Here is a 20,562-nt window from a genome sequence, read left to right as displayed (position 1 = left end):
ACATTTAAGACAACTTTGGTATTGTCTTAAGTTGAACATGCCTTCTTTTTTTTATCGTTAGTTAGGCTTAAATTATCAAAAATATAGCTTAAACAGAGGTGAACGATTGATGACAGTAATTTTAAATGGGAATAGTTTAACAATTGATCAAATTGAACAAGTAGTTTTAGGTAAGGAAATGGTACAAATATCTGAATCGGCGTGGGAAAAGGTGAGTAAATCCAGAAAACTAATTGAAGATTCGATTAGAGAAGGAAAAATTATTTATGGTGTAAATACTGGTTTCGGCAAGTTAAGTGACGTTAGCATCGATAATGGGGCACTAGAACAGTTACAGTATTACTTAATTCGTAGTCATGCGTCAGCAGTTGGAGCACCGTTTTCAGAAGAAATTAGTCGGGCGATGATTTTACTTAGAGCTAACGCACTTGCAAAGGGCTATTCTGGGGTGCGAAAAGAGACTTTAGAACAATTAATAAATCTCTTAAATCATCAAATTTATCCAATTATACCTGAGCAAGGTTCACTTGGTGCTAGTGGAGATTTAGCTCCATTATCTCATTTGGCATTAGTTCTGATTGGGGAAGGAGAAGCAATTGTTGATGGTGAAAGGTTAAGTGGTAAAGAAGCACTGGCAAAAAGGGGTTTAAAGCCGATAAGGTTATCTGCTAAAGAAGGTTTGGCATTGATAAACGGAACCCAAGCAATGACGGCTGTGGCAGTACTGACCTATCTTGAAGCGATTAAAACTATTGATCAAGCGAATAGATTTGCGGGTTTGACTATGGAAGGTCTAAGAGGAGTAATCGATGCCTTTGATGAGCAAATTCATGAAACAAGGCCATATCAAGGTCAAATTGAGGTAGCAAAGAAATTTAGGGAACAACTGAAAGGTAGTCAGTTAATTACGAAACAAGGAGAGATCAGGGTACAAGATGCCTATACAATACGTTGTATTCCGCAGGTTCATGGAGCAATACAGCAGGTCTTAGATTATGTAAGGGGTGTTTTAGAGATTGAAATAAATGCAGCAACAGACAACCCGTTGATTTTCCCAGAAACTGGCGATATATTGTCTGGAGGAAATTTCCACGGACAGCCCGTAGCCTTTGCTATGGACTTCTTAGGTATAGCAATGTCAGAACTGGCTAATATGTCAGAGCGTAGAATAGAAAGACTGGTTAATTCATCTCTAAGTGGTTTACCGGCGTTTTTGAGTCCAAATCCAGGTTTACAGTCTGGGATGATGATTGCCCAATATGTGGCAGCTTCACTAGTATCTGAAAATAAAGTGTTGGCACATCCTGCTAGTGTTGATTCAATTCCATCATCAGCTAACCAAGAAGATCATGTAAGCATGGGAACTATCGCAGCGAGGCACGCTAATCAAATAGTTCAAAATTCTCGTCGGGTGGTAGCGATTGAAGGTTTATGTGCAGCATTAGCAGTAGAAAAGGTAGGAGTAGACAAACTTTCTTCAGAATCTTCTAAACTGTACAAATGGATACGGGAAGAAGTATCAACATTAGATGAGGACAGGGTAATATCTACTGATATTGAAAAATTATCAATAAAAATGAAAAAAGAAAAATTATAAGGAGTGAAGAAAATGAAAAGAGTAATTAGAGCTAAAAGAGGAACAGAACTTGAGTGCAAGGGATGGCAACAAGAAGCTGCTTTAAGAATGTTAATGAATAATCTTGATCCAGAAGTTGCAGAAAAACCAGAGGAACTTGTTGTTTATGGTGGTAGTGGAAAGGCAGCGAGAAACTGGGAGGCTTTTGATCAAATTGTCGAGCAATTGAAAAAGTTAGAGAATGACGAAACCTTACTTATCCAATCTGGGAAACCGGTAGGTGTTTTCAAAACTCACGAGATGGCTCCAAGGGTACTTTTATCCAACTCGGTAATAGTTCCAGCATGGGCTAACTGGGATTATTTTAGAGAGTTGGAGAAAAAGGGGCTAACCATGTATGGACAAATGACTGCAGGAAGTTGGATATATATTGGAACTCAGGGGATTTTACAAGGAACCTATGAAACATTCGCGGCAGCAGCTAAACAGCAAGGTTTAGATTCCCTAAAAGGAAAATTAGTATTAACGGCCGGTTTAGGCGGTATGGGTGGTGCTCAACCATTAGCTGTTACAATGAATGAAGGAGTAGTTATTGCAGTAGAGATAGACGAGAAAAGAATTAATCGCAGGATTCAAACTAAGTATTGTGATCGTAAAACAGATTCGATTGATCAAGCGTTGGAATGGGCTCAAGAAGCAGTGGAAAAACAAGTTCCATTATCAATTGGCTTGTTGGGTAATGCGGCTGAAGTTTTCCCTGAATTAGTTAGACGGGGTATTAAACCCAATTATGTAACTGATCAAACCTCAGCACACGATCCGCTAAATGGCTATATACCTGCAGGATTGACTTTAAAGGAAGCTGAAGAATTAAGAAATAATAATCCGGATGAATATCTTCGTCGTTCCAAAGAAAGTATGGTTAAACACGTTCAAGCAATGCTTGATTTCCAAAAAGCTGGTGCAGTTGTATTTGATTATGGAAACAATATTCGTCAAGTTGCCTATGATCAAGGTTTAAAGAATGCCTTTGATTTCCCAGGATTTGTTCCAGCATTCATCAGACCGCTATTCTGTGAAGGTAAAGGTCCTTTTCGCTGGGCAGCGTTGTCTGGTGATCCAGAGGATATTTACCGTACTGATCGTTTAATTCTTGAATTATTCCCCGACAACGAACCATTAAAGCGTTGGATAACTATGGCGCAAGAAAGGGTTGCATTTCAAGGACTACCTTCAAGAATTTGTTGGCTTGGTTATGGCGATCGGGTAAAAATGGGACTTGCAATGAATGATTTAGTAAGAAAAGGTGAGCTAAAAGCACCGATCGTTATTGGAAGAGATCACTTAGATAGTGGATCCGTTGCATCACCTAACCGTGAAACTGAAGCTATGAAAGATGGTAGTGATGCGATTGGGGACTGGGCAATACTGAATGCCTTAATCAATACTGCTTCTGGTGCAAGTTGGGTGTCTGTTCACCATGGTGGAGGAGTAGGAATCGGTTATTCACTTCATGCAGGAATGGTGGTAGTTGCTGATGGAACTGACCTAGCTGCAGAAAAAATTAAGCGTGTTTTAACATCTGACCCAGGAATGGGTGTTATCCGCCATGCTGATGCCGGTTATGAAGAGGCGATTGATGTTGCTAAAGAAAAACATATTAAAGTTCCAATGTTAGGCATAGAATAGAGGTGGCCTGGGTGGTAGACATTAGTCAATTTCAAGAAGTTGATTTGTTAATAAAAAATATTGCTCAATTACTTACGATGCGCGGGGCGAAAGGACCAAGAAAAGGGAAAGAAATGCAAGAGATTGCTCTGATTGAAGAAGCTGCAATTTTAATCCATCAAGGCAAAATTATTACACTAGGAAAGGAAGCAGATCTCCTCCCAAAGACTAAGGAGTTAAAGATCAAAAAGGTTATAGATGTAGGTGGTAAATTGGTGACTCCGGGACTAGTTGATCCACATACTCATTTGGTTTTTGGAGGTTCGCGAGAACATGAATTAAAACTAAAAATCCAAGGTTTATCCTATTTAGAAATATTAGGGCTTGGAGGAGGAATCCTAAATACTGTTCAAAAAACAAGGGAATGGTCAAAGAAACGATTAAAGAAAAAAGCAGTTCAACATTTGAATACCATGTTGAAATATGGCACAACAACAATTGAAGCCAAAAGTGGTTACGGTCTTTCAGCTGATGCAGAATTAAAACAATTACGGATCGTTAAGGAATTGGCTAAAGAACATCCAATGGATATTCGGTCTACTTTCCTTGGGGCACACGCTCTACCAGAGGATTATAAGAATAAACCTGAAGTCTTTTTAGAAAAGATGGTAGATTTATTTAAAATTATTAAAAAAGAAGAGCTAGCAGATTATTGTGATATTTTCTGTGAAGAAGGAGTATTTAGTGTAGAACAATCGAGGAATTATTTACAAAAAGCTAAAGATAACGGATTTCAACTAAAAATCCATGCAGATGAAATCCATCCAATCGGTGGCTCAGAGTTAGCAGCGGAGTTAGGAGCATTATCGGCAGATCACTTGGTTGGTGCTAGTGATGAGGGTATTAAACAATTGGCTCAAGCAGGAACGATAGCTGTATTACTTCCTGGAACCAGCTTTTATTTACGTTCCAAAAAATATGCTAGAGCACGTTACATGATCGAAAATAATCTACCAATTGCTCTATCAACCGATTTTAATCCCGGAAGTAGTCCAACGGAATCTCTACAATTTATCATAACACTGGCTGCCCTTTATTTAGATATGTTACCGGAAGAAATTTGGAATGCGGTAACGGTAAATTCTGCCTATGCAATAGGTTTAGGGGAAAAAGTAGGGCAACTTGACGAAGGTTGGCAAGCTGATTTAGTCATTTGGAACGCCGATAATTACGAATATATTCCCTACCATTATGGCATTAACCATGTAGACACGGTAATTAAAAAAGGACAAATTTTAGTGAAGGGAGGGGAATTAATTGTATAAAAGCAATTTTTTCTTGTTTCCTGCCGGCAAAGCAAACTTTAAAGATCGTTATGATACTAAAATAGTAGACTGGATTAAACCATGGGATGGAAAGGAAGGGGTTAAAATTGGCTTGATCGGCTTGCCTTTGTCAAAATCATCCATCAGCCATTCAGGTGCTTTTTTAGCACCAAAAATGATACGGGAACTGTTTGCAAATTATTCTACCTATGTAGAGGATGAGCGGATTAACTTAAATGATCTAGAAGTGAAAGATATTGGGGATGTTCAAATGCACCCAACAGATATTATTGGTTCCCATCAACGAATTGAGGATAGTCTATCACTACTTTATGAACATCAGCCTAAGATGCAACCAATAATTATTGGCGGAGACCATTCGGTTACGGCCCCATCTGTTAAAGCCTTTAAAAAGAAAATTGGTGGTGAGATTGGGATCATTCAATTTGATGCCCACCATGATATCCGTAATTTAGAAGATGGCGGACCAACTAATGGTACACCATTTAGAACGTTGATTGAAAGTGGGACAATAAATCCTAAGAACTTAGTGCAAATTGGGATTAGAAATTATGCCAATGCAGAACATTATCGAGAAGAGGCTGAAGGCTTAGGGATTACCGTCTATCCAATGAAAGAGGTAAGAACCCGACCAATTAAAGAAATCATTGAAGAAGCTATTAAAATAGCTTCAAATGGAACCGAAGCAATTTATGTATCCTTAGATATTGATGTATTAGATCAAGCCTTTGCTCCTGGTGCAGTTGCGATTGGACCAGGTGGTATGGATACATTTACGTTATTTGATGCTGTGGAATTACTGGCACAAGAGAAAAAGGTAAAAGGTTTTGATCTGGTTTGTATTGATCCCATGCAAGATTTTAGAAATATGACTTCAAGGGTCGGTGTCCAACTAATTCTACAGTTTTTAAGAGGGAAGTATAGATTTAAAAATGGTAATAATACCAATAAACTTTAAAAAAGCATTGTATTTTGTAAAAGCGCGGCTTTTAGGAGTGAAACGGATAAAAAAATGGTCATCTAAGTAATATTGCTTAGGTGACTTTTTTCTTTTAGTTAACATTTACAACTTTTCCATATACAATAGAGACATAAATCATAAAGGGAGTGTCTATATGAGGTTGTTACATACTTCAGATTGGCACCTTGGTAAGTCATTAGAGGGTCGAGATCGCAAAGATGAACAAATCAAGGTAATGGATGAAATATGTCATATTGCTGATGAAGAAAATATAGATTTAGTTTTAATAGCAGGAGATATTTATCAAACAGTTAACCCACCAGCTTGGGCAGAAAATCTATTCTATGAGACATTACACCGCTTAAATAATAATGGTGAACGTGGCGTTGTCGTAATTTCGGGTAATCATGATCAACCTGAGAGAATTCGGGCAGCAAACCCTTTAGCGGATAAGCAAGGAATATATTTAATTGGGTTACCTTCAGATCAAATATATCCTAGTATATATCAGCTAGATAATAAAGTTTATACCATAAATGCAGGGAGTGGTTGGTTAGAATTAGCTTTGCCAAAGGCTAAACAATCAACACTAATCTCTGTTTTGCCTTACCCATCAGAATCAAGACTAGGTCAATTATTTAGTAATAGTTTAGATATTAAAGAGATTCGTAGTGCTTATTCAATATACATTAAAAAATGGTTTGAAAAACAGCAATCTTTATTTAAACCGGAAACCATTAATCTAGCAATCAGTCATTTATTTGTTCAAGGAGGAATAACTTCTGAATCGGAAATCGAAATTCAAGTAGGTGGGGCATATACAGTTGTACCTGAACATATTCCAGATTTTTATCATTATGTAGCTTTAGGACATCTCCATCGAGCACAAGATGTTAAAGGTACGAGATCACTGACTAGATATGCGGGTTCGCCGTTAGCTTATAGTTTTTCAGAGGCTAATCATAAAAAATCAGTAACTATTATTGAGATTAATCCAAATGAAACTGTGCAAACAAAGGAAATACTTTTACAAAGTGGCAAACCATTAATTCAAAAAAAGATCAAAAATGGAATCGAAGAGCTAGAAAAATGGATTGAGAATGAAGCTAAGAATCCTGCTTGGATTGACTTAGAATTACACCTTCCTAATCCACTTTCTATCGAAGAAATAGGTCGAATTAGAAAAATGCATGAAGGATTGGTCAATATTCGAGTAATCACTCCAGAGTTAGAGAAATCAATGGAGTTGATAGAGATCAGTTCGAAACATCCTATCGAATTATTTGAAAAATTTTATGAACATAAAACAGGAGCAAAACCACGTAAAGAGGTGCTAGAGCTATTTAATGAAATATTTAATAGTGAAGACGAAGTGGAGGTGGAAGATTAATGAGACCCATTTCCTTATCTATTGCAGGATTGCATAGTTTCAGACAAAAACAAACCATTGATTTTACATTAGTTGATAATGCCGGGGTTTTTGGAATATTTGGTCCTACTGGAAGTGGTAAATCCACCATCCTTGATGCCATAACATTAGCTTTATATGGGCGTGTTGAACGGAGTGACGCAAGTCGAATTGGAATATTGAATCAACAAGAAGATAAGATTCAAGTTAAATTTGTATTCGAATTAAATTCAGGACACAATACCCAAAGATATCACGTTGAGAGAGTATATTCTAAAAACAAAGAACAAAGAGTCAGATCTACTTTAGCAAGATTGATTAAATTAGAAGATAATAAGGAAATTGTATTGGCAGATAAAGAAAAAGATGTGACAAAGGAAGTTGAAGCTATTCTTGGCTTAACCGTAGATGATTTTACTAGGGCAGTTGTTTTACCCCAAGGAAAATTTGCAGAATTTCTAACACTAAAACCTAGTGAACGAAGACCGATGTTAGAACGACTTTTCCAATTGGACCAATACGGAAAGCGTTTGAAGGACAAGGCACTTGCAAAAGAAAACGAATTAAAGAGAAAAAGAGATGAAGTGGAAGCTAAACAAAGTGTATTGGCAGATGCTACAAGGGAAAATCTTGATAACTTGAAAAAATCATTGAATGAGGCTACCGACAAAAAAGAAGAAATAGAACGGGAATTGGTACAGTTCTTAGAAGAGTATAATAATAAGGCCCGAATCTGGGAGATACAGCAGAAATTATTGGATGTAGAAGAACAACTACAAGAATTACTTAATCAAGAAGAAAATATCATTCAATTAACTGAAAAACAAAGTAATGCTGAAAAAGCCATGTTTATTGAGCCAACATTAAATCAATATAAAAGTATCAAACAACAACGAGAAACTACTAAAAATTCAGTGATAGAGCTAAGTTCAACTGTAGAGAATCTACAACAAGAAGTATCGAAAAAAAAGAGGGAATATGAGGATCTTAAAAAGCATTATGAAGAACAAATTCCAATCTTAACGGAAAAAAAGGTGAAATTACAAGAGGCGGTTGAATGGGAAGAGGAAATTAAAACTTTAGAAAACACTATATCTTCGTCTATTAACGCCAAAAATAGTCTAGTCGAAAAGATGAAAGAAATAGAACTTGAATATAACGATTTTCAACAGAAAATCGTAGAAAATAATGAAGATATCGTAAAGACTAAAGATAGACTTGAAGAAATCTACGTATCTACTGAAGAAAGAAGGAATCTCGATCAGGCCTGGGAGATTCGTCAAGAATTATTGAATGTCTTAAAAGAGAAAGAGAAAAAATTGACCGAACTCGATAAGCTCAAAGAAAAGATAAGAGAAACTCAAGATTCTTCTGATGACCTTTTCAAGAATGTAAAAGAAAGTGAAAAGAAATGTTTGATTCTAGAAAATGAATTAAATGATTTGCAAAAGAAACAACCGATATCAGATGAAAAGTGGTATGAAAGGGAAAAGTTATTAATTCAGCTTGAGATATCAATAAGTAATTTAACAAAACAACAAGTATCATTGAATAAGTTATATGAAGACAATGATCAAACGATCGCTGCGATAACAGAGTTCAAAAATAAATTGGAAGAACATAAGAAAAAGGAGAAATCCATTGAATCCTTAATCGAAAAGAAAAAGAATAGGCTATTAGAATTAGAGGATATCAAGCGAAAATATTTAGTTAGTCAATTGGCAACACAACTTGAAGAAGGTAAACCCTGCTTAGTTTGTGGTTCAACTCATCATCCTTCACCAAGTAAGCTTGAGATAAATCAAGATGTTGATGGAGAGATCGAGTTATTAAACAAGGAAATCAGTACTGAAGGAACTACTTTAGAAACAGTTAGAATCGAGCTCAAACTTATTGAAAGTGATCTTGACAAGTTAAATGATCAATTAGCAAAGTTGGCTGATGAAATATCAAATAATGAAGCTGATATTAAAGAACAGTTAGCGACCTTACCAGAAGATTATCAGGAACTTGATTTGGAACAGTTTTCTCAGAAAATAGAACAGGACAAAGAGCAACATCTTCAGTTAAAAGAAGAGTTGGAAAATTGGAATAACCAGAATCAAAAATTACAAGAGCAACTCAAAACCATGAAAGACGAATTAACAAAAAGAAATCAAAAATACCAGATATCCTTAAATGAAATTAAATTATTGCAAGAGAGAAGAGAAGAAATAGAACAATCGTTATCAGCAACTAAAAAACTGGAGGAACAGGTCAATCAAAAGTGGTTTTCAACCAGAGGAGACTGGGAACTTGATACGATCGAGGTTCGAAGAAAAGAGATATTCGAATTTGACCAGGAACGGGAAAACTTACAAAAGCACCTGAATGAGTTAGAAAATAACAATAAAGCATTCGAGGAAAAAGCAAAGAAGTTAGTTGATCAATTACAAGAGACTAAAAGACAAATGCTCCAAATAGAAGCAGATATAAAGCGGGACTCGGATTATCTAACTGAACTAAATGATAAATGTAATAGATTAACAGCAGGTACTCCAGCTAAAGAATTAATTGAGAGAATAAAAACGGAAGAAAAAGTTCTTTCTAAGGAGCTTAATCAAAGTGAACATGATTTTAAGGGCAAAAATGACCAGCTGATCCAATTGGAAAAGAAATTAAGTTCTGAACAAGCGATATTAGATAATTTAAATACTCAATTTGAGAAAAGTCTAGAACAGCTTAAGAATTTTATCGAGTTAGAGCAATGGCAAGGGATTGAGCAAATTGAGGAATACTTATTATCAAGTGAGGAACTTAATTTAATAAATGAACAGATAACGGATTTTTATGATAGAAAGAAATTGTTATCGGAAACCAGGAGACAATACCTAGAACAAATAAATAACGGAAAGCTTACGGAAGAAGAGTGGAAGGAACTCCAAAAGAAGAAAAACGAATTGGAAAATGAATTGGAAAATAGAAAACAAAAACTTTCAGAATTAACTTTCCAATACAAACAATTAGAAAAAGAATATAAAGAATGGAAACAAATGGATGAAAAACGTCAAAGTATCCAGAAGGAGCTAGATATAGCTTCTGAATTAAACCAAGTATTACGGGGAAATGCCTTTGTTGATTTTATCGCCCAAGAGTATCTTCACAATATCACGATAATCGCCTCAGAAAAATTGAAATCATTAACTAGAAATCGTTATAGTCTTAGAGTAGATATGGATGGTGGCTTTAGCCTGATTGACGAGTTGAATGGAGGATTATCTAGACCAGTACAAACTTTATCTGGCGGAGAAACCTTTTTAACATCCTTATCTCTAGCATTGGCTTTATCATCCCAAATCCAATTAAAGGGTGGTCAACAGTTGGAATTCTTTTTCCTTGATGAAGGATTTGGTAGCTTAGATTCAGACTTATTGGATACCGTGATGATGACTTTAGAAAAGTTACACGCTGATCATATGTTAATAGGTATCATTTCCCACGTACCGGAATTACAAATCCGTATCAATCGAAGATTTATCGTAATTCCTCCTGATTCAAAGGGGAATGGATCTAGGGTTAAATTCGAATATGCTTAATATTAAATGATTAATTATTTAGTAATTAATACCGGAGTTTGCAAAGGAATATGGCGATATAACCATTCTACATCTTTATTATGCATTCTAATACAACCTTGGCTTACATGGTGACCAATGGAATAGGGGTTATTTGTGCCATGGATGCCAAATTTATATCCACCTGTACCAGGGACATTTAATCCTAACCATCTGGTACCAAGTGGATTTTTTTTATCACCACCTGGGATATTCTTCGGTAAATACCAGGGATTTTTAACTTTTGTAATAATCCTAAATAACCCTTCAGGTGTAAGTTCTTCGTTTTTGCCAGTTGCAATTCTAAATGTATAAACTACATAACCGTTTAGATACACTTTTAAGGTGTTACTTGTTTTGTTTATTTCAAGGTAGACACCCTCATACTTTTCGGGAAAAAAATGATCATTTTTGTTATAGGATACATTATCATCAGCATAAACAAACCAGTTAGGAATAAATGTTAAGATTGAAACTAAAAGAACTGTGGATAGGTATTTTTTTGCTTTGAATATTGATTTCAATTTTAACATGATCAGGTTACTCCTTTTGATTTAAGGCAGTAGTTATTTTCTCCAAAAAGCAATTTATTAATTTATGAAAATCTTTTGGATCCCATTTCCCTATTTGATTTATATGAATAAATTCCAAAGATAAACACCTGAGATACCACCTAGTACAACGAAGATAATATTTGTATTAAATAAGGCTAGGATAATCGAAATAATCCCCCCAAATATTGCTGAACCCATGTTGTCTGTTGAACTTAGTATACTGGGAAAAATAAGTGCACCTAAGACTGAATAGGGAACAAATTCTAAAAAACGCTTTAAATATGGAGGTAATACGATATTTTGAAATATAACCATCGGAACCATTCTGGGAATATATGTAACAATCGCCATTCCAAGTACTAGAAGAATTAAAGAATTCATTTTTGTTGACCCTCCGTAGGAAAAATTACTGTACCAATTATTGAAGCCAAAATTGTAGAAATAATTATTCTCCACCCGGTAGAGATACCAAAAGGCATAGGAGTATAAAATAAAATAGAGTTTATGACTGCAGCTAATAAAGAAATAATCAATATGGGATTTGATTTTTTTATAGAAGGTATTAGTAAGCCGATAAACATAGAGTAAAGTGCTATGCCCATACTTGACTGAATTGAATCCGGTAATCCTGCTCCTAAAAATATCCCAGCCAACGTTCCGATATTCCAACTGGTAAAAGCAGTTAAATTTAATCCAAAAAGAAAGTTTGGGGAAATTTCATTTTCCTCACGCAGTGAAGCAACCATGGAAGTTTCGTCGGTAATTCCAAAAGACAATATTGCCAAAATATTTTTTGACGTATTTCTTTCAATTCGTTGGGAGATTGAAGCAGACAACAAAAAATGCCGAAAATTTAGGATAAAAGTAGTTAAAACGATTTCCCAATATGTAGCCCCTATTGCAATTAAGTTCACCCCAACAAATTGACTTGCTCCCGCAAAAATCAATAGAGACATTACAATCCCCAGATAATTAGGTAATTCAACTGTTTTCGTTAGTAATCCAAAAGTTATTGCTATTGGTATATATCCAATTGCTATCGGAATACCAGCAATCATTCCTGTTCTAAAAGATGAATTTTTCAATTTTTAAACACCCCTCCCTTTATATTTAATAATTATAAGAAAATTAATATAAATGCGAAATATTAATTTTCAAAATATCAATGGTTGACAGAATAAATTAACTATTGCATAAACGTAAAAGTAACAGTATATATAAGATAATCAAATAAAATCATGAAATGGAGTGGATAATTATGTTAAAGGATAAAGTAGTTGTAATTACAGGAGCTTCAAGTGGAGTAGGAGCGGAAATAGCTAAATTACTAGCACAAAAAGGGGCTACCACACTATTAATGGCACGATCATTAGAAAAGTTAAAAAAAGTTTCTTCACAGATTGAGGGAAAACATGAAATATATCAAATGGATGTGACATCAACTGAACAGGTTTTTCAAACGATGGATGATGTATTATCCAAGTATGGAAAGATTGATATTTTAATAAATAATGCTGGTTTTGGAGTATTTGATTATTTTATTGACGCTTCACTTAAAGATTACGAAGAGATGATGGATACTAATTATATGGGGATGGTTAGATGTACTAAAGCCGTATTACCTTCAATGTTAAAGCGAAATAGTGGCCACATTATCAATATCGCTTCAGTAGCAGGTAAGTTAGCAACAGCAAAATCTGCTGGTTATTCAGCAACTAAATTTGCGATGATTGGTTTTGCAAATAGTTTACGGCATGAGTTGGTTGACACTAAAATATTTGTTTCTTCAGTTAATCCTGGGCCAATCGATACCCCATTCTTTGATATCGCCGATCCTTCAGGTAGTTATGTTAAGAATATTAAGTGGCTCATGCTTACTCCAGAGCAAGTTGCCAATGAGGTATTAGATGTTATTATCAGTAAAAAATCTGATAAAACAATTCCATTTTTCTCAAGGGTTGGAGTCAAATTATATCATATGTTTCCCAACACGTTTGATAAATTACTAGGAAAGATGATGAATCAGAAATAAACGTCAGAATTACAAGGGGAGATATCATGAGTCATCATAACAAAATGGTGGAGGACAAAATAAGAGGTGGAATTTTTGGTGTAGCTGTAGGAGATGCCCTAGGTGCCACTGTAGAATTTATGAAGAAAGAAGAGATTAAAGATAAGTATGGGCGTCATTCAGAAATTATAGGAGGCGGTTGGTTATCCCTTAATGTTGGTGAAACTACTGATGATACAGCCATGACTATCGCTGTTGCTGAAGGGATTATTGCTAATCCAACTAATCCTATTCATGAAATTGGATTAAAATTTGTTGAATGGTTTAGATCCGAACCCAAGAGTATAGGTAACACGATTAAACTTACCATTTCCAATTATCTTAAATATAATAATTGGGAAAAAGCGGCGATGAAGACTAGGGAAGAGTTAAATGGTAGAACAGCTGGGAATGGGAGTTTAATGAGAACACTCCCAATCAGCTTTGTATATTCAAATGATTTAAAAAAAATGTCAACAATATCTGGGCAAGTATCTATGATGACTCATTACGATATAAAAGCTGAACTCTCCTGCATTTTTTATAATAGATACGCCTCTTATTTAATTAATGCTAAAGATAAGAAGGAGTCATTCGTTAAAGCTCTTCAAAATTCAGAACAATTATTTAGTGGTAATGAAGGCGAAAAACTTTACTCTTTACTTAATTCTGCATTGGAGATGAGCTTATCTCAAGTGAAACCAACAGGCTATGTAGTGGATTCTCTGATAGCAGCTATTGTTGCTTTTCTCTCTTATGATAATTTTGAAGAAATTTTGATTGAAATAGTAAATATTGGTGGAGATGCAGATACGACTGGTGCGATCGCGGGTGGTTTGGCGGGGACGTTTTATGGTTACCAATCAATACCAAAAAGGTGGTTGAAAAAACTTTCTGATAAGAATAAATTAGAAAAAGTAGTTTCGCAACTATTACAAATTTGTAATTGAAGTACTGTCAACATTTGAACCAAATTTCCCATGATTATTGAGCCAGAATTTACCACACATGATTTTGGTCACGCTTTATACAAAAATAAAGTAACTATTGAAACAAAAAATGGAACCAAAGAAGTTAGCGATCCTTATACTAAATATTCTATTACGATAATTGATAATATGAAAGGTGAATTAAAGAAATATAAGGAATTTGATATTCTAAAAGCAGGAGGAATAAGTAAAGATAAAAAATCAATTATTTTGTATGAAGATGATGAATTATTTCAAGTTGGTAAGTATTATATCATGGCAGCTTATGCTCAACCAGACGGTTCACTTTTAGTATCAGGTCCTAACTCAAGCTTAGTTTTAACTGAAACGAGTAAAGATAAAATAGTATCCTCAGAAGAATATAAAAAGTATAAAAATGCTCTTGAAAAGGTATTTAAAAGCGACAGAAAAAGGTATAAATCTTTATTTGAACAGGCACTCTAAAAGAGTCGGTTTCCTTAACGTATAGGAAACTGGCTTTTTTAGGTTAAAATTTGCATAGCGTACAAAATTTTCGAAAAGTTAGCGGTATCCCTATTTAAACAAAATACAATACCTAATCAAAGACAGTTAGCATTTTTCCTATAATAATCAATTTGGATATGGAAACCATAGATTAATTATGTTATTATAAAACAAATGTTTTATAATAAAACAAAAGTTAGGTTGAGGCTGATGAATCAATTAACGAGTAAGGAGAAGGAAGTTATTGAGTTAATAAAAAAGAATCCCTTTTTAGAACAAGAAGAAATTGCTAAGCAACTCGGCATCACTAGATCGTCAGTTGCCGGGCATTTAGCTAGGTTAATTAAAAAGGGGATTTTACGTAGAGGTTACATTTTAGATGAAAATCTTGAAGGTATAGCAGTTGTTGGAGGAGCAAATGTAGATATAAAAGGTATTGCTGAAGGTGGTTTTAAGTATCAAAGTAGCAACCCAGGGGTTGTACATAAAACTGCTGGAGGAGTTGCTAGAAATGTAGCTGAAAATCTTGCAAGGTTAAATGTTTTGACCACTTTATTTACGGTAGTTGGCAATGATGAAGAAGGTAGATGGCTCCTTGATGTTACTGGCCAGGCTGGTGTCAATATTCAACATGTGGCACAATTTTTTGATGAAAAAACAGGATTATATCTTTCCATCCTTAATGAAAAGAAAGAACAAATTGGCTCTATTGCAGATATGCAAATTATGGAGCGATTTGACCAAGAGATTGTTCAGGATATAATACCAAAATTAATTCATCACAAGATGGTTTTTGTCGATACCAATCTGCCTAAAAAATCTCTAAATTTGATAATAGAGGGGCTAAACGAGAAAAAACTTCCGATCATTGTTGACCCAGTATCTGTGAAAAAGTCTGCCAAATTGAAGGACCTATTAAAAGGGATTAGATTAATCACTCCAAATAAAGAGGAGGCTGAATTTTTATCGGGGATTGAGATAGAGAAAGAAAGTGATTTAATTAAAGTTGCAGAATTTTTTTTCGTACATGGTGTAGAAGAAGTGGTTATTACACTAGGAGCAAAAGGTGTTTATGTTGCCACGCCTAATAAACAACAATTACTTTCTAGTCCAAATGTGCAAGTAAAGGATACTACAGGTGCAGGAGATGCTTTTTTGGCTGGGTTAATATATGGCTTGAAAAAGTATAATGATATTTTTGAAGCCTGTAATTATGGTTCAGCCATGGCTGCTATAACTTTAAGTAGAGTACAAACGGTAGCAAGTGATTTAACAGAAGATTTATTAGAAAATACGAGGAAGGAGCTATTTTAATGTTAATGGATGTACATTTTTTTAAGGATTACATAGAACTTAGTCAAGAGGTGAAAGATGCTTTAGAAGCTAAAAAACCAGTAGTAGCTTTAGAATCAACGATTATTACCCATGGGATGCCATATCCAGAAAATGTAAAAACAGCTTTAGAAGTTGAGAAAATAATCAGGGATAACGGTGCTGTTCCAGCAACCATTGCGATCATGAATGGTGTCATTAAAGTAGGTTTAACTGAAAAGGAAATAAGAGATCTAGCTTCCCAAAAACATGTTATTAAAACAAGTAGGAGGGACCTTCCTATTATCCTTGCCAAAAAATTATATGGGGCAACAACTGTTGCAGGAACAATGTTAATAGCTAATATGGTAGGAATTAGAATTTTTGTAACCGGTGGTATAGGTGGAGTTCATCGTGGAGCTACAGAAACAATGGATATTTCTGCTGATCTTATGGAATTAGCACGAACAAATGTGGCTGTTGTTTGTGCAGGTGCAAAATCTATTTTAGATATTGGACTTACTTTAGAATATTTAGAAACACATGGTGTGCTCGTGTTAGGCTATCAAACCGATAAATTCCCAGCATTTTACACCAGAAGTAGTGGGTTTGATGTTGATTATCGAGTAGATTCACTAGAAGAAATGGCTAAGATAATGGAATTTAAATGGAAAATGGATTTACAAGGTGGTATCGTTATCGCCAATCCAATTCCTAGACAATACGCTTTAAATGATGAGTTTATTAATGGATCTATTGAAGCAGCCCTTATGGAAGCAAAGGAGAATGGAATAACTGGAAAGGCAGTCACTCCATTTTTATTGGATAAGTTAAAACAAATTACAGAGGGTAAAAGTTTGAGTGCAAATATTGAATTGGTGAAAAATAATGCACAAGTTGGTTCGAAATTAGCCGTAGAATATGCTAAAATGTTTCAATAGGTGCAAAATAACATATTGATTTTCAATATGTCCTAAAAAATATATGGAGTTGTGATACGAGAGGATATGGAGTTAGAGATCATTAGTTTATTTGAAAATTATAAGGAATTTGCAGTTATAATTAGCCTCTTAATTAATGTAATTATTGCTATCCTAGGTGTCATTCCGTCAGTATTCATTACAGGGGCTAATCTTGTTTTTTTTGGGTTTTGGGAAGGAGTATTAATATCCTTTTTAGGTGAAGCGTTGGGTGCAATTATTGCTTTTGTTTTATATCGTAAAGGATTTAGGAATATCTCTGTAAAGATTTTAAATGATTATCCGAAAATCAAAAAGATTATAGAGCTTGAAGGTAAAGAAGCCTTTGTATCGATTATTTCTTTAAGATTAATGCCTTTTATTCCTTCTGGTGTAGTAACAATGGCGGGAGCGATCGGCAAAGTATCGCTATTGAATTTTGCGGTGTCAAGTTCGATTGGGAAAATACCCGCTCTTTTGATTGAAGGAATCTCTGTGTATAATATACTTTCTTTCACGATTGTGGGAAAAATTATTTTAATAATTATTGGAATTATAGCTTTACGGATGGTAATCAAATCAATTTTCTAGTACCTCTCCTTCTATTTATGCATAAATTAATGATGTAGATATCATTAGCCTGTTTAGAGGAGAGAATTGAATGGAATTTTATCCATATGATATTAAAAATTTAAAGGAGATTTTAGAGAAAAATAAGGATTTTTTAGAGTCATTTTTTGGAGAAAATACTTTTGATGAACATTTCTTTAATAACATTTTTAAGCAAAGCCCAAAAATATTGACCAGTAGTGAGACTATTAACCAGGAAACGAATGCTCGTACAATCCCTATGGATATGATCCAAAGAAAACATGAGGTCATTTTAATTTTTGAAATACCTGGCTTAAATAATGCCGAAGATGTGGACATTAAATTATTAGGGTCTACATTGGTTATTACAGGTGAGATTAGAAGGAATTATATGCTTTCTGATAAAGAAATTATCAAATTTGAACGTAAAGTAGGGCGTTTTTCCAAAAAAGTAGCTTTACCTTTTATTGTTGATAATAAAAGAATACATGCAAAATATTATAAAGGTCTGTTAGAGGTTCGTGTTCCAATTATCAAACCTAATAATTATGAAAAAATCTCTGTTCGCTTCACTGATGAGTGATTTCCAAAATTCAAATAGGCAATTCAAAGGTTGATAAGATATAGAGATTTAGTATTTGAAGAAGTAAAATCGGAATCAGTAATGTAGGCATGGAGGCAGGTGAGAGTCATGGTACAACAAATGACAGAAGATCAAATATTATTGCTCATTATTAAGTACTTGAAAGAACTAAAAAAAGAGGAATTTCAAAATATAATCGAGGAATTGCAACCTTATGATATTGCTAAGCTATATAAGAATCTGCCTAGTAAACATCGATATAAATTTTTATTGTTTTTAAATCCAAGACAAATTGCCGAATTAATTCAAGAGTTGGATATTAAATTGCAACATGATGTTTTACATAAGTTAGGAATTGAAAAGTCTTCAACTGTAATGGATTTAATGGATAATGACGATTTAGCTGACCTGTTAAATGAGTTGTCTGTTGATAAAATACAAGAATATCTGACAGCAATGAAAACAGAAGAATCAGAAACGGTAAAAAATTTAATGAGATTCCCACCAGACACTGCTGGGGGAATAATGACTAATCGTTACGTTTGGATTCGTATTTACTATACCGTACGTGAAGCTGTTGATAAATTTAAGCTATTTGCTGAATATGCTGAATCCCTTTATTATTTATATGTTCTCGATGAGAATAAAAAGTTAGTTGGTGTTGTTTCTTACAGGGACTTATTATTGGCTGATATGGATGATAAAATTGAAGATATTATGTTTTCTCGGGTTATATCAGTACCTGTAGATATGGACCAAGAAGAAGTTGCTAAAACTATCCGTAAATATGATTTTATAGCTATACCTGTGGTGGATAAAGAAAATAAAATGGCTGGTATTATTACAGTTGATGATCTTATTGATGTTGTAGTTGAAGAAGCAAATGAAGATATAGAAAAGCTATCTGCATCAGGTAAAGATATAGATTTTAATACAAAATCCCACGTTGCTGCATTCAGACGATTACCTTGGTTAATCTTTTTGTTGTTTATAGGCCTAATATCAGGAAGTATAATAAGTAATTTTGAAAGTACTCTTAATAAAGTAATTGCATTAACCTATTTTATGCCGATGATTTCTGGAATGTCAGGTAATACCGGTACTCAATCATTAGCTGTAGTAGTTAGAGGATTGGCTTCACATGATATTGATCGTAAAACTATCTTCAACCTTGTTCTTCGTGAATTAGGTGTAGGATTAATTATCGGTGTAATAAATGGAAGTTTAATTGCAGCTATTGCTTATTTTTGGCAGGGTAACCCGATGTTAGGATTAGTCGTTGGTAGTTCCTTATTCGCTACATTAATTATTGGAACATTGGCCGGAACGATAATCCCTTTACTTCTTTATCGTTTAAAAATTGACCCTGCTATTGCATCAGGTCCGTTAATTACGACTTTAAATGATATTTTCTCACTATCTGTTTATTTTGGGATGGCGACAATCTTCATGTCTCATTTATTATAAACTTATATTAATACTAGATCCGTGATTGGTTATCACAACCAAACACGGATTTTTTGTTTTTGGCGTGCCTATATTCATACGGACTCAGGTTATTTAATATCTCTTGGAAGCACTGATGATTGAAAATTTATAAAATTGAAAATAAATACATGATTTTTGCAGGAATTATTGTCGAATTGTGGAAATATATATAAAAATGTGCAGCGAAATTTAGATTTCTCGAAACGATGTAAGTTAGCTGTTTTGGAGTGATTAAGATGATTGAACTATATTGGGGAAGTTTGATTTTCGGGGTTATTTTCACGATTTTGGTGTTGATTTTTGGCGACATCCTTAACGGTATTTTAGATGGTGTCATTAGTGCAATTTCAATTGATGGTGTTGGCTTTCTTCAGCCAATGGTTATCGTTGGTGGGCTGACTTCCTTTGGGGCCGCAGGTATTCTATTAACTGAGTATACAGACTTGGAAGGCATTCCTATTCTCTTCTTGTCGGTAATTATCTCTGTATTTATTTCAGTAATAGTATTTTTTGGTTATGTTAAGCCAATGTCAAATGCAGAAAACTCATCCATGTTTTCTATCAATGATTTAATTGGAAAAGTGGGAGAGGTAATTATAACGATTCCAAAGGATGGTTATGGAGAAATCTTAGTCAAGGTAGGTGCTGGAAATACCAATCAAATAGCTGCAAGTTATGATAATGAAGAGATTATAACGGGGACAAGAGTAGTTGTTATTGATATCAAGGATAATGTACTCTACGTTTCCCGTTTTGAAAATATTTAAAATAATGATATGATCCCCTTATAGTAGACAGAAAAAAGAAAAACCATTAGTCTGTCTATTATGGAGGGGATTTTTCTATGGGTAAAATTCGAAACACATATGATGTAGCATTCAAAAAGAAAGCAGTGGATATGTATAAGAATGAAGGAATGGGATACAAAACTGTGGCTAAAAAGTTGGGTATTGATCATTCTATGGTTCGTCGATGGGTTCATCATTATGAAAACGAAGGAATGAAGGGACTTGAAGAAAA

The 20,562-nt window shown here is 34.4% G+C and carries 19 protein-coding genes; 16 read left to right on the top strand and 3 right to left on the bottom strand.

Features of this window, described 5'->3' with window-relative positions:
• Positions 1–109: 109 nt before the first annotated feature.
• From hutH to BHF71_RS07335, 6 genes are all read left to right on the top strand, one after another.
• Positions 110–1,597, top strand: a complete 1,488-nt coding sequence (hutH, locus tag BHF71_RS12115) for a histidine ammonia-lyase (protein ID WP_069657018.1) — start codon at positions 110–112, stop codon at positions 1,595–1,597.
• 12 nt (positions 1,598–1,609) lie between these two features.
• Complete coding sequence (hutU, locus tag BHF71_RS12110; protein ID WP_069657017.1) at positions 1,610–3,265, top strand: urocanate hydratase; 1,656 nt, start codon at positions 1,610–1,612, stop codon at positions 3,263–3,265.
• A gap of 77 nt (positions 3,266–3,342) precedes the next feature.
• The gene (gene hutI, locus BHF71_RS07350) at positions 3,343–4,569 is read left to right on the top strand and encodes an imidazolonepropionase (RefSeq protein WP_069657092.1); all 1,227 of its coding nucleotides are present in this window, start codon (positions 3,343–3,345) and stop codon (positions 4,567–4,569) included.
• Positions 4,562–5,548, top strand: a complete 987-nt coding sequence (hutG, locus tag BHF71_RS07345; protein ID WP_245683843.1) for a formimidoylglutamase — start codon at positions 4,562–4,564, stop codon at positions 5,546–5,548. Before hutI ends, hutG begins: the two co-directional genes overlap by 8 nt.
• A gap of 157 nt (positions 5,549–5,705) precedes the next feature.
• Positions 5,706–6,941, top strand: coding sequence for an exonuclease SbcCD subunit D (locus tag BHF71_RS07340; protein ID WP_069657016.1), 1,236 nt, complete (start codon positions 5,706–5,708; stop codon positions 6,939–6,941).
• Positions 6,941–10,534 carry an AAA family ATPase gene (locus tag BHF71_RS07335; RefSeq protein ID WP_069657015.1) on the top strand — a complete coding sequence of 1,198 codons (3,594 nt, stop codon included), beginning with the start codon at positions 6,941–6,943 and terminating at the stop codon, positions 10,532–10,534. Before BHF71_RS07340 ends, BHF71_RS07335 begins: the two co-directional genes overlap by 1 nt.
• Positions 10,535–10,548: 14 nt before the next feature.
• Here BHF71_RS07335 and BHF71_RS07330 read toward each other — a convergent pair whose 3' ends face one another.
• The 3 genes from BHF71_RS07330 to BHF71_RS07320 all read right to left on the bottom strand — a co-directional run bounded on the left by BHF71_RS07330 (position 10,549) and on the right by BHF71_RS07320 (position 12,191).
• Positions 10,549–11,085 carry a L,D-transpeptidase gene (locus tag BHF71_RS07330; RefSeq protein WP_084024384.1) on the bottom strand — a complete coding sequence of 179 codons (537 nt, stop codon included), beginning with the start codon at positions 11,083–11,085 and terminating at the stop codon, positions 10,549–10,551.
• Positions 11,086–11,184: 99 nt separating this feature from the next.
• Complete coding sequence (locus BHF71_RS07325; protein ID WP_069657014.1) at positions 11,185–11,487, bottom strand: AzlD domain-containing protein; 303 nt, start codon at positions 11,485–11,487, stop codon at positions 11,185–11,187.
• The gene (locus tag BHF71_RS07320; protein ID WP_245683842.1) at positions 11,484–12,191 is read right to left on the bottom strand and encodes an AzlC family ABC transporter permease; all 708 of its coding nucleotides are present in this window, start codon (positions 12,189–12,191) and stop codon (positions 11,484–11,486) included. The genes BHF71_RS07325 and BHF71_RS07320 overlap by 4 nt, the downstream gene beginning before the upstream one ends.
• A 173-nt stretch (positions 12,192–12,364) precedes the next feature.
• Between BHF71_RS07320 and BHF71_RS07315 the strand changes: the two genes are divergently transcribed.
• From BHF71_RS07315 to BHF71_RS12490, 10 genes are all read left to right on the top strand, one after another.
• A complete protein-coding gene (locus BHF71_RS07315) occupies positions 12,365–13,138 on the top strand; it encodes an SDR family NAD(P)-dependent oxidoreductase (protein WP_176717326.1) in 774 nt (257 codons plus the stop codon).
• Between the two features lie 26 nt (positions 13,139–13,164).
• A complete protein-coding gene (locus BHF71_RS07310) occupies positions 13,165–14,106 on the top strand; it encodes an ADP-ribosylglycohydrolase family protein (protein WP_084024382.1) in 942 nt (313 codons plus the stop codon).
• Between the two features lie 30 nt (positions 14,107–14,136).
• Positions 14,137–14,589, top strand: coding sequence for a hypothetical protein (locus BHF71_RS07305; protein WP_069657012.1), 453 nt, complete (start codon positions 14,137–14,139; stop codon positions 14,587–14,589).
• Between the two features lie 231 nt (positions 14,590–14,820).
• Entirely contained in the window at positions 14,821–15,924 is a 1,104-nt protein-coding gene (locus BHF71_RS07300; protein WP_069657011.1) for a carbohydrate kinase, read from the top strand.
• Positions 15,924–16,862 carry a pseudouridine-5'-phosphate glycosidase gene (locus BHF71_RS07295; protein WP_281179273.1) on the top strand — a complete coding sequence of 313 codons (939 nt, stop codon included), beginning with the start codon at positions 15,924–15,926 and terminating at the stop codon, positions 16,860–16,862. Before BHF71_RS07300 ends, BHF71_RS07295 begins: the two co-directional genes overlap by 1 nt.
• 51 nt (positions 16,863–16,913) lie before the next feature.
• A complete protein-coding gene (locus BHF71_RS07290; protein ID WP_342668084.1) occupies positions 16,914–17,471 on the top strand; it encodes a TVP38/TMEM64 family protein in 558 nt (185 codons plus the stop codon).
• A 70-nt stretch (positions 17,472–17,541) separates the two neighbouring features.
• Positions 17,542–18,054, top strand: a complete 513-nt coding sequence (locus tag BHF71_RS07285; RefSeq protein ID WP_069657009.1) for an Hsp20/alpha crystallin family protein — start codon at positions 17,542–17,544, stop codon at positions 18,052–18,054.
• 108 nt (positions 18,055–18,162) lie between these two features.
• Positions 18,163–19,521: a magnesium transporter gene (gene mgtE, locus BHF71_RS07280; RefSeq protein WP_069657008.1), complete on the top strand. Its 1,359-nt coding sequence runs from the start codon at positions 18,163–18,165 to the stop codon at positions 19,519–19,521.
• 257 nt (positions 19,522–19,778) lie between these two features.
• Positions 19,779–20,309, top strand: coding sequence for an NfeD family membrane protein (locus tag BHF71_RS07275; protein ID WP_069657007.1), 531 nt, complete (start codon positions 19,779–19,781; stop codon positions 20,307–20,309).
• A gap of 77 nt (positions 20,310–20,386) precedes the next feature.
• The coding region (locus BHF71_RS12490; protein WP_141705318.1) for a helix-turn-helix domain-containing protein at positions 20,387–20,562 on the top strand (176 nt) is incomplete at its 3' end.

Source organism: Vulcanibacillus modesticaldus (genome assembly GCF_001730235.1).
Lineage (GTDB): Bacteria > Bacillota > Bacilli > Tepidibacillales > Tepidibacillaceae > Vulcanibacillus > Vulcanibacillus modesticaldus.
The sequence above is the reverse complement of the archived record's forward strand: the minus strand, read 5'-3'. Positions and strand labels throughout refer to the sequence as shown.